This window comes from Pseudomonas sp. ICMP 10191, from assembly GCF_001467335.1.
Lineage (GTDB): Bacteria > Pseudomonadota > Gammaproteobacteria > Pseudomonadales > Pseudomonadaceae > Aquipseudomonas > Aquipseudomonas cerasi.
In genome coordinates this window covers 279,709-293,556 of record NZ_LKGW01000113.1, presented here as the reverse complement: position 1 = coordinate 293,556, position 13,848 = coordinate 279,709, and the positions used below count along the sequence as shown (strand labels likewise).

Below are 13,848 nucleotides of genomic sequence, written 5' to 3'. Positions count from 1 at the left end.
CAGCTCAGGCGACAGAGACTTTGAAAGTCTCACACAGCGAAATATCCAGCTTATACCTTGTTTCACTAATGCCATTTGGCAGCATCGCCTTGGTGATACAAGGAAATCCTAGGCCTACGCTATAACTAGAAACCTCCCTTACAACAAGGTTTATTTCATCATACTCAGAGCGTTCTATATACCCTGCCCTGAATAGTGCTTTATCAAACATAACTCTCGAATCATAAGAAGCTTTGATTGATGCCCTAAGCTTTTTTACTAAAGAGTTCAATGTAAAGGCACCTACAGACATAGTGGAACAGTTAGCTACTTCATACACAACTAGTACTATTTCTCGTACTGACGAGTCGAGTTGTCGCTCCGACGAAATAAATATATCAGAAATACCTGGTCGCAAAGTTTTTACTTCCCATGCGATAGTGTCCATCTGAAAGTCCTGATCAGCCAAGTAAGGCCCAACCCAACTCGCTACAGATAAGCTACAACCATAGATTTCGGTTAAATCGTGCAGATATAATAATTCACCGCATAGACCTCTGATTTCTGACTCCGACAAAAGACCTAAATCACCTCTTTCGAAAAGTAACCGCCAACTAGCCAATCTCTGCAAGACAAACCCTAACGCTTCTTCTACGTTAGGAATATCACGTGATGACTCTATTAAGTCGCTACATAGCAAAGAGAATATTTCAAGTAGAGCAATATCTTCGAGCATCAGGAATAATGACCAGCGGCCGTCATCACGTGCCACGCACTTCACTCGTACCAGTTTCAAGTCGCTCTGAAAATCCGGTCGACTATTACAGATCAAGAGTAACGTGTGCCTGCCATCTTTGTCGAAACCAAGATAAAAGTCCAGTGAGTGGGAAGCGTCTACCCTACTGAAGCCGGCGCCTAATTTTTCCGAAGAACCCGACGAAGTTGAACTCCAAAGAAACACTGAGTTATTCATCGTCTTGGTCATCCTCATCCTCATCGTCTGACTCAATGCTAGAAGTATCCCCTGAAAGTATATTTCTCAGCTCAACAAGGTTGATCCTATAAGCAATTCGATGACTTGCCATGTCTAGTTCGGGAAAACTGAGGCCGATCGCTACCAATGCGTCGCATCCTTGGGGAGTAAAAGATGTAGCGTTACTATCGGTGCTTTTTGAATTTATCAGATGGAGAAGCAATAACGGTCTTTGGCGAACCGCAGTATATTTACTACCTGGAACAGTCTTTGATTTATTCCTAGAGTCCGAACGAAATAAAGCTTCTACACTTTCAATCTCTGACGAAGTTAATCCTATTTTTTCATCAGCAGCAGAACCGACTCGTAATTTGCTACCATTAATCAACAAAGCGCGGATGGATTCGTCTTCAGTTATATTGCGTCGTCTTGGTTTTACAGTGAGCCCAGGGACAAAATTATAACTATCACCTTCTCCACTAGGGATCGCGACCTCCCATTTTCTAAGCTTATCATCGTCAGACTTCTCAATAAAATCAGCTAAACTCGAGGTTTGCAGTTTTACGCTTAAAGGATGATTTACAAACGATCTCAAAAATTTCACTATGAGCGCTTTTGAAACTCCGTACCAGATGGGAAACTTTGCCTCCTCCCGTACATTATTACTCATAACTTCAAGGACAAAACTTTGTGCAGCTTTATAATTACCAATGAGAATGGCAGGATCTTTTAGCAGCCTAGGCGACTCTAAACTCTCTTGAGAAATAGATATTGTTTGTACGATTTCATCAGTGTAACGCATCTTGTTTTTTGCGGTGATCAGTAGCGACTCAGGATGGGATCTGACTTTCAGTCCAAAATCTATTGGTTTAAGCCGAGAGATCTGCATCCGTCTGACCTCTCCTCTAAGCTCATCAGTAGCTTGAGATATATGAGAGTAGAAATCAAAGGTTTCATTGGACATCCATATCTTAAATAGGTCTTCGTATCCTGTTCTATACCCGAACCATCTCCCCATCTGGAGCAGAGCATCGTACATCTGCGTACCACGGAAGAAGTAACTAACACAAAGTCCTTCAAGAGTCAACCCCCTAGCAAGACTATTCCCACCTACAGCAACTACCCTTAATCCATACTCTTTATAAGATGAGTAATCCAAGCTTGCAGGACCACTTTTCTGATTGACTGCTACGACCTGTATAGGCAAATTAGCTGCAGTCAATCCGGCTTGAATTTTAGCCCAAGGTATATTTAGACCGCTGTAGAACTTATTGTAACAAGCGTGTAACTTTCGAATAGAGTCATTACGTAATGCTTCTGTTGTTGAAAGCGAGGCATAGTTTCTTATGTCAGACTGCATCAGTCTAACCTCATGATCCAAGATATCTCTAATTTGGTTCTGAACATGCGTGAAGTGACTAACATTTACCAGCATTGATCTGTGCTTAGGCGTTCCAGGACGAAGATCCATAATCGTGTTTATTATAAAAAAACACGACACCGCTTCAAGCATACTGTCAGGGACAGCATCGATGACACTGTCAGAAGACATCCCCTTTGGAAAATACTCTTCCGCATCCCAAATAGGCTCAACACACTTTAAATCTGCATTATCACCAAATATCCGATGTGCGCCAACATAGTTGGATGGCGCATCTAATGCATATATGAAGTCTCTTGGAAAGAGATCATCGCCCTCCATTTCGGTTGTAGTATCTGGATTTATGAAGACATTAGCAAAAGGAGTTGCAGTAAAGCCTACATAACTGGAGCGCGGAAAAACCTTAAGTAAGCCCCTGATACCCGAATTAATCGCGGTAGCTTTTTTGGGGTTAGTATTAATAGATGCGTTATCAGCTTCATCATCTATAAGCAAAAGCGGCAAATCTATATTGCCAGATCCACTAGCATTAAAGGTGACTAACCAGTCAGCAAGATTCTCCAATATTCTTTTATTCTTTTTAACTACCAGAAGAACAGGCTCTTTATAGTCTTTAAGCTTGAAACCCAACTGATTTACAGTTGCGGCTTTGAAATCTCCAACGGTAGATGTAAAAACGCCTGCGGACCTGGCAGCATCGATAAGCCCAACACCAATTTCTTTACGATGACGCTTTCGATTATTTACAACACCAGAACTATCCAAGCCTACGAAACCTGAATCAAGCCGTTCTTGAGTCTGTCTCCTCAGACTTTCTAACGTTCCAGTGAGCAAAATAACAAGTTTGTACCCTGCATCCGCAGCCTTACATATCAACCCAGTATAGTTTGAAGTTTTACCGGACTGAACATCGCCCATCACAAGCCCCCGACGAGGCCACCCAACAGAATCTTTGGGATTACCTAATAAGTCCAGTATCTCATCAGTAACCTTGTCTAAAGAGCTGACAACTTTTGGCCCCCAACCCTGCTTGAGCAGATCAGCTTGGTAACGCTCCCAATAGAAAGGATCAATGTCAGCCTTTCGCGCTCGTAGCCAAGGGTTATGCTCATCATAAACGTAGCTGCCTAAGCCCATATCCAAAGTTAGAGCAACATGTAATCTTTTTATAACGTTTTCGAATTCGAAATCTGAAACTGCGTATATAGGTATCGCTCTCAAGCAGGTCGCAAGCTCAAGAATCTCAAGCTCAGTAGGAATACCATCAACTGTTAATGCAGTAATAACACCCAACTCTAATCTGCGACCATTAGGTGACAACTGATATCTGGCATCACTGCTCATAATTCATATTCCTTTACAATATCTTTAGTTAAATTTGGATGTAAACTGAATGGCTCAAGCAAATGCAAAGTCGACAACAGCCTAGAACGTGCATCAGAATTTTTAGGCAGTTGGGAAAAAAGATTTCCAACTAGCTCTCTCAATCGCTCCATCGATTCATCATCGTTAAATCCAGAGCGAATATCTCCTGCCATTTGCGAATACAAAGCTTCCGCTGGAAACGAATTCTCAATCACACTCAACAACAAATCAAATAACGGAACATTAGATGCTTCCAAGCTATTCCTATATTCAACAATCATCGGATACTCACGATTTATATCGTAACGCACCCCTCCTCTAGCAATAACCTCATGCCAGACGGGAGACGTCTTTGAGCCTTCAACCTTCCTGCCCTTAAATTTAATAGTTCTACCACTGGCCTCTCTGATTCTTTCTACTGTCCTCTTTAGATTAATTCTTACCGCTTCAGGAGGATGCGCAGCGGACTTTTTTATATCCAATGTCCACAAATAATCTAATGAATTTGGGATATCGACTCTGACTCGAGCCAGCTTACTCAGCTCATCTTTTTTCGCCAGTCGAAACCAAGTACCCCATATAATAAGCCTTTTATTCCGGTAAATATAAAAGCCCTGCTGCGCTTTTATTCCTTCACTTCTCCCAGCATGAAGTACTTCTGAAGAAGACATTTTATTAACGTGCGGCAATATATAAGGCTTTACCGAAATCCGTTGCCCCGAAATTGTAAAGTTATCTTCATCTAATATCTGAGTTGCTTTATGATCGGCCCAGAAAGGATCTATCGCCTGTAAGGGAGCACCATTCAAAAAAACGCTCAAGCGCTGTTTTGTATGATAACTTGAAATAAACCTGTGAAACACCAAAGAAAGATGGTCTCGCACATATAGCATTTTTTCGCCTAGGGCAGACTCAACAGACCTTTCGCCTACAACCAAATTATCTAGATTCTGCCAAAGCACGACAGTACCAGAATCTTGTTTGCTCAGCTCATCGTAATGCGGAAGAACTTCATAATCCGCGGGGTCAAGAGCCAGCATTACCCAATTACCCTTATCGATTACAACGTCTAGATCCCAACAAAATGCACTTACGCACCCTTCATGTTTTGAAACTACAGTCAGACGCCTGCATTGAGACAGGGATGAAGTCTTAAGACCCAGCCCGTACCGACCCATATCATCAGACTTTCGCTCATAGATAGGACTCGTGCTTCCATGTCTCATCGCATTGTGAAGGACGTCGGAAGACATTCCAATGCCATCGTCGATCAACGCTACATAAGGATCGTCATATGGCCTAAATTCAATATTTATAGTTTTAGCTTGCGCTGAAATACTGTTGTCTATCAGATCTGCCAAAGCAGATTCCAATGTATAGCCAATAGACCGCATGGATTCGAGAAGTGATGCTGCATTAGGCGGGTTATCAATCTCTCTCATAACCAGTGCGCCAAATAAAATGCACTGTTAGTAGACACTCTTCTATTCAACATTCCATGTCCTCATATGCATGATCCGGGTGCTTCGCCCTCAAAAAAAGGAGTTTTGCACCTAATGTCAAGAGCCACCCTTTCGCCAGTATTCATCTCATAAAATAAGAGGGAGCGCAAGCTCATATTCGTCCTTAAATCCTATATCTGCGGCAGTGCTTTTCTGAGCGATAATGCGCTCAATCACGGTGGCGATTTTTCTTGCTAGGAGAGGGGGGACGGCGTTACCGACTTGATGGTATTGCTGAGTACGGTTGCCCAGGAAAAAGTAATTGTCTGGGAAGGTTTGAAGACGGGCAGCCTCTCTAACTGTCAAGCTCCTACATTGATTAGGATCATAATGAATAAAATAGTGGCCGTCTTTGGAAATATGACTCGTGATGGTGGATGACGTTTGGTTTTTCACTTGAACCCTAAAGCGGTCGCTAAACTTTCCAGTCTCCCAATTTTTGTGCAAAGGTGCTAAACCCGGCAAATCGAATTGATGATGACCTTTTGGCGATATGTTGTGCGCCTGAGCATATGTTGCGGCATATACATAACGCTTTAAATCTGCGCTCATATGACCGCGCGCTTCATGATTTAACCAAACCCCCAACTGAGAATCCAGAAACCACTCATTTAAACCGCTATCTTTTATACTACCATCCCAAAACTTGTCTTTCTTTACCCGTAAACCACCGTTATTAAGTCGCCCACCTGAGAATGACTCTCTTACAATTTTCAACTCTATTTCAAGTGAAAGATCACGCTTCCCCGATGCAGCTAAATCTTTATACAGGCCATCTAGGTGCGTTAGAATGTCACCACACCATACATCGGCGTTATCTTTTCCTCGGGATAAGATACTACGAAGTGGTGGTAAGGTACCAATCATCTCGCTTACGGTAGCACCCTTAGTTGGTACTAGCTTAAGGTTGTCCAATCCACTTACATAGTCTTCAGAAATCCCGACTAATATTACTCGATGTCGACTCTGAGGAATCCCGTAGTTTTCTGAGCGAACGACAAAACTGCTCAGGTTAATATCATCAGTATTCATCCCAGATTCATATACATCATCGGAAGCCAATGAAAAAATCTTATACTTAGAGCCGCTATCGGTTTTAACTCCTAGAGCAGCGTCAGGATCTGACAAATCTTTCAGTATCTGGGGAAATATTTGTTCTCCTGCTATTTTCGACGAGAGAATACCTTTTACGTTCTCCATCACAAATACGGCAGGCTTTTTACTTTGAATTATTCTCAAATACTCTCTATACAAAAAGTGGCGACTATCGTCCTCAGCTTTATATTCAGAGTTTCCTTTATTCCGTGCACGTCCTACAAGAGAATAAGCTTGGCATGGAGGCCCACCAATTAAAACCCATGGTTTGCTAGTATCTAACCTGTCCTCGAGTATTGCATCAAGTTCTGCATTTCCCTCAATGCTGCCCAACTTTATTTGACGCGCTTCGCTGTCAGCATACTTCCACTGCTCGAAACTATCTCCTGTCCATGGTTGGACAGCGCTGTTTGTTTCACAAAATCTATAATAGTCTTTTAAAGCATCCGGGTTTTGTTTTTTCAAAGCACGGTAAAAAGCCCTAAGTCTCAGCGTATTTCTTGCGAACGGATCCATCTCTGCGGAGACTAATACCTCAAAGCTTTTTCCATTATTTAGGGAAGAAAAGCCTTCGCCAAGGCCGCCAGGACCAGCAAAAAGGTCCACAACCTGCAAAGGTTCAACTGTTTTCATTTGTCAAGTCTGCCAAGGGGTGAACGTAATGGACATCGTAGACAGTGCGACGCGATCGAGAATGATGTCTGGTATCAGGGGGAAGAACACTCGTCCCGAGCTGTTGGTGAGAAAATTTCTTCATGCTCATGGCTTTCGATTCCGGCTCCATCGGAAGGACCTACCTGGAAATCCCGACATTGTACTGCCGAAACTAAAGACCTGTATATTTGTACATGGATGTTTTTGGCATCGGCACCCGGGATGCCGGTACGCAACGATGCCTAAGACAAGACCCGAATTCTGGGCAGAAAAATTTTCCAAGAACGTTGCTAGAGATGCTAAGTCAATCTTAGCTCTCAGACAGCTCGGCTGGAGGACAATAATAATATGGGAGTGTCAGCTCAAGGCGCCAGAGCTAACCACAAGCGCCTATCTTCAGGATTTAAAGAAGGCCTTGGACGAATGATTTCGCAGACCTCAGCATCACTCACGCTAGGCATTTGATACGACGATTTTTCAGAAAAATCCTACGCGTTAGCACCTTGTCCATCTATCTGATGCCTAATACCCTTACACCGCGCCTAAGAAACGCCCAAGAAACTCAAATGTAGCGGCCTGACCGCTTCCGATAAAATGCGGCTTTTTGTACCTGCGGCCTTCGGCTGCGCGTTCTAAAATCTCTGATATGTCGGGAGTGGACCAATACAAGACCCGCAAGGGGAATACGTCCGGCCTTTTCTACATTGGGGTTTCTTAGCTCCCGACGCCTAGCTCTCAAAAAGCTAAAAATGTAGAGATTACCTAGATGCCGCACATCACAAACCTAAATCAGACGACGCCCCTCACCCCAACCCCCTTCCACCGCCACAACCGCCAACTCCTCGCCCTCCTACTCGAAAACCAACCCTGGTTCAGCGCCCGCGATCTGGGTCGCATGATCGGCTGGCCTTTGAACGAGCGGACGCTGCGCAAGCTGGACGCTGACCAGCACCGGATGATCACGCTCGACCTGCACGGCGAAGCACAGTCAGAGCTGATCGTCAGTGAGTCGGGGGCGTACGCGATGATGGTGCATCACTATCACGCGGAGAATCGTGGGTTACGACAGTGGCTTACCCATGAGGTGGTGCCTGCGTTGCGGGATGGGCAGGTGCCGTTCGATGACCGCACGCCGAACCTGAGCATGCTGCAGTGGCCGGGGTTGTCGGTGAGTCTGTTGCACTGGCACAGCGAGCCGTGGATACGGTTGCGGGATATGCCGATGCTGTTGGCGCATCCGCAGATGCAGGTTGAGGGGCGTCCGCGCAGTTTAGGCAGGCCTTGGTGGCGGGCGGTGTTGCCTGCTTCTCGGTTGGGTTGAATGCGGCGTGATGGCCGTGCCGTGTGGGTGACGGCCATTGTGTCTCGTCGGATCAGTCTTTCAGGCGGCGTCGGTAGTCGTTGATCATTTCTTGGGTGACATCGTCCTTGTAGCAGATGGGCGCGTAGCCGCCTTTGCGGCTGTACGCACTGCGCTTGCCACATTGACTACCATTGCGGGCAGAGTTGTAGGGGCATGGGCAGTTGCCGGGGTAGCTGTCGATGGATTCCTGGATGATGGCTTTGACGATTGAGGCGTCTGTTACCTGGTTTTCTCTAGCCTGCACGGTGAAGGCGCAGAGCAATGCGAGTATGGCGAAGAGGCCTGTCCCTGTCTTTTTCATGGCTATTCCTTAGCGAGTACAGACGAGCGTCTGTTGCAAGGTTTTACCATGATGGTATTGAGCCATCAATTTTTTGTTTGCAGACGTCCGTCAAGGCCATCTACCAAGTCAATTTGTACGAAACTGGCATTGGCTTGAGGTGGGCAAGAAGAAAGCTCGCAACGCTTCACCATGATGAAATTTATAGTTTTTCTCCAGCGCTATGCTTGGTGAACCTGCATCCCTTGATGCATGTAAAAAAACTAAAAACAGTAGAGCATTTAATCCAGTTGCCGAATCTGTTGCAGCGATGGCGACACATCGGCAGCATCATCTTTAAAAATCAGGAAATCACATCTATACGCCCACAGCTGAAACTGATCATATCCCCGAGGCTTATGTCTCCAGGCAAAGGATCATCCAACTCAACAATGAATGTACCCGCAACCACTAAAGATTTTTCTAGATTAGTCACCTCAGCCAAAAACTCATGTGCCAAACTATCTCTAAGACATCGTATGTATGGTTGAGAGTCCGACCTCATCTTGGCTATGTTTTTTATTGATACGGCGAGTAGAGGTTCAAGCAGCACATCTCCAGCACTTCTATAACATGGATGAGAAAAAGCTGCGCAATGCATTTTACCGTCACTAATTATCAGCATTGCCTCTTTAGCATCTTTAGAGATCCACTCACACTGCTTGACTATCATTTAGAAGTCTCCGCACCTCAGTATTTATACCTTCCAGGTCTGACTCAGTAACCTCATGAGAGGTATAGATTAAAAGAATGCCATTCTCAAATTCACTAGCAATCTCAACGCCACCTCTTAAACGCTCGATTATTTGACTTGGAGTCAAATTAAACTCTAAGCGACACAGTGCATCATCAAAATAGTTGACTGAGTTTATTCGATAAATCCCATCTCTACCATTCACGTCCTTACCCGTGGCCTCGCATGCATCAAGAACCTTGGGCCAGTCGCGCCTTGTCAAAGCCCAGTTATGCAGGGTGGCACGATAGCAGCCGAATGCTTTAACGTATGAAGGAAATAGTCTTTTCACGACACCCGAGAAATCAACTCTCTCCGATGAGAACTCTATGAAAAGCGTATCGTCGTACTGAGCGTTATTTTCTAGATAGCCTTCATGTCTATATTGATAACTCAACCGACCTCTGATGCCTGGCGGAAGGGAACTATCAAGAATCACGGACAGAACAAGCTCGGAGCCTATATCAGGCAACTTACCCAACTCCTTCAAATCCCAGCCGTTACCTAATGTAGAGATTTCTTTAATGAACCGCATATGGCGAGTTTCGATAGAATCGCCGTGATAGGCTCTATGACGAAATTCTAGCTTATGCATGGCCATTGCTGAGCAACCCTCGTTTTAACACTCTATTCAACCAAGGCATTTAGCGCCTTCCCAGCTTTCAACCGAAGCGGTCAAGTAGTTCCTTTTGAAGACTCTTATTTTTCAGGTATAAAGATTTCTGCATGACAAGCAACCTCTTCGATTTCGCAGGCTTCAGAAAGCAAAGCCAGACCGTTATCAAAAGTTTGGAAATAAATGCTCTCTACTTCATTAGCGCTGTCAAAAAAAATCGACATGTTTACCTGATTACTTATATACCTTCTGATGCCCGTATACTCCTCTATAAACTCAAGATTTAGAAGCTCAGCTAAATATCCTCCCGTGCTTTCAGGAAGTCGCTCACCGCTATCAAACTCCCACCCATCATCACCTAAAACCTTGGATGCCCCAAGAGGGATTATGAAAGCAGCTTGGTAATTTCTCTTCATAAGGCCGCGCCCAAATTTTTATCGAAAGCTTGAAGCCCTGACTTAGATTTTTTCATCTAAGGATGCCCAGAGCACTCTCCTTATGTAAGCTTTGGCTTCCTGCTCGGTTTCGAAATTTAACACTTCATATTCATCATTCGCAAGCAGGCCCCGCCAAGATATATCCTGATCATCGAAGCAGTCAGCCAGCTCTCGCATCATCTCGTGTTTTTTGCTGCTGGAATTCAGGCTATTAATATATATGTTTATGGCAACATTTTCTGGCAGATTGAAGTCGGAGCAGAAAACTGTTTTTAGCATGTGTCGGATATTTTTATGTTTCACAGATATTTGACATCCTAAAATAGCAGAGCCTAAGCACCCAAGTCACCCCTCAAAACACATCACCAATTAAAATAAAACCTGCCTGCAATCTTACATACGCACTGAACCATCTAATAAAAACCCTTAAAGCAAGTCACTTACCCAATTTACAATCACGCCTATCGAACTTCATATCTACTTCCATCTCTGTCTTGAACCCAAAGATCAAGCCAACCTCCAATAGCTTTACCGATGCCCTCCCAGACAATTTAAATGGCAACCTCTCAAGCAGGGACACAATACTTTCGTAAACCAACCCATACTCTCCAGCATCGTGCAGCCACTCAGACAACTGTTCAACCTGATCACTATAGGAAAGCGATTCGCTCGAAGTATAAAAAGCAATTTCCGGCTGGCTTTTAATTTCGTTAAGCAGTAACACGAGATTATTCTCGATGAGCCTGTAATCAAATTTCATGGTTTAGGACACCTTAAAAAACCCAATAAACCTCGTGACTCAACACCTATCCGCTCTAACTCCGGCACATCAATCTGTGGGAGCACAGATTAAAAATAGATACTAAGCCACACAGAACATCATCAAAATAATTGATCCTATCTAATCGTTTTACATTGCATTAAAAATCGTACACTTCAAGGTCAGAAAGTTGAGATAGGAAAACAAGATGCTCTACTGACCTTACTTTCTTCAAATTATCTAGCGCATCACTCCCACCCAGCATAATAGCAGGAACAAAACCGTACATCTCATCGCGACTCAAAGTACCCAGCTTCTTCTTCGCAGGCTGAAACAGATCATCAAAATCGTTGTACTCCACTTCCGCCGACAATAAAAAATTTTGAAACCGTTTATCCATTTGATCTTTGGGCAGACTGGATACAAAGGTCGTGCAGCGGGAAACAATGCTAGTTATTTTAAGCGACGCTCCTGTCTCTTCTCCCCAAAAATAAAGTTCGCCAAACGCGCTTCGAGCGATCAAATGATAAGTGTCTTGATTTTCAAACTCGGTGCCTTGAATCCATGATGCTGTCACACCCTCATATTCCTGCGGGTTCACCATCCAGAAAATCCCCTCGCCGTAGCCGCACCAGCCGTGCTCGCTCCAGTAATGCAACAGCAGGTCAGGTAATTTCCCCTTATAGCGCTCGATACTAGATTTTGGCACTTCTTGTCGACCAACAGGTCCGCCGAATGTTTTTAGAAAAACTGAAAATACTTCGTCCATTGCCTTCCACCCTAACACTTATGAAGTTCGACATTAAGATACGTTTTACTGCGAAGATGCATAGGTATCGCTTCTACAGCCTCTTTCAAACTTGCAATTCTTGGTTTCCATTGAGGGCCGATGCTAGAATTAACTTGACGATCACCAAAGTCCCGGACTAAATCTTCCCCACCCGCACTAAGATCAGGATTATGGAGACCAGCTAAACTTGCCATAGTCTCTTTGGCTTTTTTCAAGCTCTCAGCCTTGGCAATCACTGGATCCATATATTGCGAATACTCATCTTGAAATCTTGATTGCAACTTGGCTTGAAAGTTTTTACGTGCGATTTTTGCAACTGTCCGGTTACGCTTAACTGGGTTGGCAATGTTTTCCAGATACTCATCCACGGTCAAACGATTCAGCCCGTTCTCCTGCCCTTTTAACTGCCGTTTGAACTCAACGATTTTTGATGCCGGCAATTTACCAGCTTCAAAGCAATCAACTTTAAAGAACGGCATGGTATTCGGCTTTGCGCCAGAAGGCTCTCTATCTTTTTCAGCTGGCCGGTGTGGCGACTGCGGCGGCTCCTGCGTATCAAGCGCCCCCCTACGCGGCTCCGGCCTCTGCAAATCAGGTCGCTTCTTCAGGTCATCTTCATGCTCAAGCATCCACTGGCCCAGTCGCTCGCCTTTGGCGCTGGCCCGCATTTCATTTGCCAAAACACGAGCGTTACCGCGGCCGCGTGTGATGTACTGAACCATCGCGCCCAATAGCAGAATCACTACTTCAACGTGCCCTTGTGCGATTTCCTGAACCGCGCTGTTCTGTGCGACCGGGTCGTCTCCCATGAAGGAGCTCCACCCTTGTTCGCGGGGGCCTTGCCATGCTGTGCTGATACCGCGAGTGTAGTAATGAATGATGCGCGGAAAGCCATCGATGACGGATTCAGCGATGGACTCCAGACCAAGAATCCCCAGTATGAAAGTACTGGCCTGCGCCCCTAATGTAGCGCCCATTAAACCACCGGGAGCAGCACCCACCCCGAAAAAAAGCGCGCCCGCGCTTGCACCGGCTACCCCTCCGACAAAAGCACTGCCCACGACGATCATGGCCATCTGGGCGACTACATCGATCAAGTCCTTGATGATGCTGGAGATGTCGAGGTCAACGAAACGTTGTCCCAGTATGCGACAAGCCTCCGATTCGGCGCGGTCGAACGCGGACCTGACACAATTGAAGCGGCGAATGATCAGCGCGGGCGACGGGACGGGTTCATTTCGATGCGTGCGAAAATGGCCACCTCTGTAGGGCGCGATATCACGGTCAAGCTTTCGCCGTATGTCATCCCATGAGGGCAGCATGTGAAAAAAGAGCATTCAGTGTCTCCCTGACAACTCTTGATACAGCTCTGCCTGAGCAACTTAACAGAAGAAGTGTAAAAAAATCCGAGGGGTACATGAAGCCCGCAAAAATTCGGAAAATTCGTACAACCGCTTTGGCGGCTCAAAAGCAGCCGTTGACTGACTCCGGTTTCCCGCGTGTGGTGCAGGTGTGAAGCTGAACTTGGCCAGAATTTCCGCGCAGTCTGTATACGAGCCTTGGCAAGCCCGGAGAGCAGGCTTCTACCCCTCAAAATAGGGAGTTTTGGGAAGAAGTTACGACGGTTGCGAAGCGGCCCTGAAAAGGTCACCTCGGTTGTGCCTGATGTACCGCATGCACAGGTTTTTCTGCCGGTTCCCGGCATATCGCGAGCAATGCGGATCGCCGCCCCGGTTGCTCCCACGCCCTGCGGGCAGAAGCTTGGACTTATGAGTGATCCAGCATTCGCGTGATGGCTTGGATGTGACGCAGAGCGTCACGAGGTGCGTGCCAACGCGGAGCATTGTCACGATAGTCATACGGTACGTATGGGCACGATAG

At 45.5% G+C, this 13,848-nt stretch carries 14 protein-coding genes; 2 read left to right on the top strand and 12 right to left on the bottom strand.

Features of this window, described 5'->3' with window-relative positions; translation table 11 throughout:
* Positions 1 to 4 precede the first annotated feature (4 nt).
* The 4 genes from AO388_RS27660 to AO388_RS16065 form a co-directional block, all read right to left on the bottom strand.
* Entirely contained in the window at positions 5 to 952 is a 948-nt protein-coding gene (locus tag AO388_RS27660) for a PD-(D/E)XK motif protein (RefSeq protein WP_236713913.1), read from the bottom strand.
* On the bottom strand, positions 945 to 3,677 hold the full coding sequence (locus tag AO388_RS16070; RefSeq protein WP_058416732.1) for a Z1 domain-containing protein: 2,733 nt from the start codon (positions 3,675 to 3,677) through the stop codon (positions 945 to 947). Before AO388_RS16070 ends, AO388_RS27660 begins: the two co-directional genes overlap by 8 nt.
* Positions 3,674 to 5,140 carry an ATP-binding protein gene (locus AO388_RS27655; protein WP_083515819.1) on the bottom strand — a complete coding sequence of 489 codons (1,467 nt, stop codon included), beginning with the start codon at positions 5,138 to 5,140 and terminating at the stop codon, positions 3,674 to 3,676. The genes AO388_RS16070 and AO388_RS27655 overlap by 4 nt, the downstream gene beginning before the upstream one ends.
* A gap of 147 nt (positions 5,141 to 5,287) precedes the next feature.
* Positions 5,288 to 6,928, bottom strand: a complete 1,641-nt coding sequence (locus AO388_RS16065) for a DNA cytosine methyltransferase (protein WP_058416731.1) — start codon at positions 6,926 to 6,928, stop codon at positions 5,288 to 5,290.
* A 28-nt stretch (positions 6,929 to 6,956) separates the two neighbouring features.
* On the opposite strand from AO388_RS16065, the gene AO388_RS16060 reads away from it, so the two are divergent.
* Together AO388_RS16060 and AO388_RS16055 are read left to right on the top strand one after the other, a co-directional pair.
* Positions 6,957 to 7,376, top strand: a complete 420-nt coding sequence (locus AO388_RS16060; protein ID WP_058416730.1) for a very short patch repair endonuclease — start codon at positions 6,957 to 6,959, stop codon at positions 7,374 to 7,376.
* A 339-nt stretch (positions 7,377 to 7,715) separates the two neighbouring features.
* On the top strand, positions 7,716 to 8,270 hold the full coding sequence (locus AO388_RS16055; RefSeq protein ID WP_058416729.1) for a BRO-N domain-containing protein: 555 nt from the start codon (positions 7,716 to 7,718) through the stop codon (positions 8,268 to 8,270).
* A gap of 52 nt (positions 8,271 to 8,322) precedes the next feature.
* Here AO388_RS16055 and AO388_RS16050 read toward each other — a convergent pair whose 3' ends face one another.
* From AO388_RS16050 to AO388_RS16020, 8 genes are all read right to left on the bottom strand, one after another.
* Positions 8,323 to 8,613: a hypothetical protein gene (locus AO388_RS16050; protein WP_058416728.1), complete on the bottom strand. Its 291-nt coding sequence runs from the start codon at positions 8,611 to 8,613 to the stop codon at positions 8,323 to 8,325.
* Positions 8,614 to 8,935: 322 nt separating this feature from the next.
* Positions 8,936 to 9,304: a hypothetical protein gene (locus AO388_RS27650; protein WP_222944501.1), complete on the bottom strand. Its 369-nt coding sequence runs from the start codon at positions 9,302 to 9,304 to the stop codon at positions 8,936 to 8,938.
* Positions 9,285 to 9,965, bottom strand: coding sequence for a hypothetical protein (locus AO388_RS16045; protein WP_058416727.1), 681 nt, complete (start codon positions 9,963 to 9,965; stop codon positions 9,285 to 9,287). Before AO388_RS16045 ends, AO388_RS27650 begins: the two co-directional genes overlap by 20 nt.
* 98 nt (positions 9,966 to 10,063) lie before the next feature.
* Entirely contained in the window at positions 10,064 to 10,396 is a 333-nt protein-coding gene (locus AO388_RS16040) for a hypothetical protein (protein WP_058416726.1), read from the bottom strand.
* A 42-nt stretch (positions 10,397 to 10,438) separates the two neighbouring features.
* Positions 10,439 to 10,720, bottom strand: coding sequence for a hypothetical protein (locus AO388_RS29380; RefSeq protein WP_058416725.1), 282 nt, complete (start codon positions 10,718 to 10,720; stop codon positions 10,439 to 10,441).
* A gap of 133 nt (positions 10,721 to 10,853) precedes the next feature.
* A complete protein-coding gene (locus AO388_RS16030; RefSeq protein WP_058416724.1) occupies positions 10,854 to 11,177 on the bottom strand; it encodes a hypothetical protein in 324 nt (107 codons plus the stop codon).
* A 160-nt stretch (positions 11,178 to 11,337) separates the two neighbouring features.
* Positions 11,338 to 11,946 (bottom strand): GAD-like domain-containing protein, encoded by a 609-nt coding sequence (locus AO388_RS16025; protein WP_024648680.1) that lies wholly within the window; start codon positions 11,944 to 11,946, stop codon positions 11,338 to 11,340.
* Between the two features lie 11 nt (positions 11,947 to 11,957).
* A complete protein-coding gene (locus tag AO388_RS16020) occupies positions 11,958 to 13,304 on the bottom strand; it encodes a DUF6861 domain-containing protein (protein ID WP_058416723.1) in 1,347 nt (448 codons plus the stop codon).
* Positions 13,305 to 13,848 lie beyond the last annotated feature (544 nt).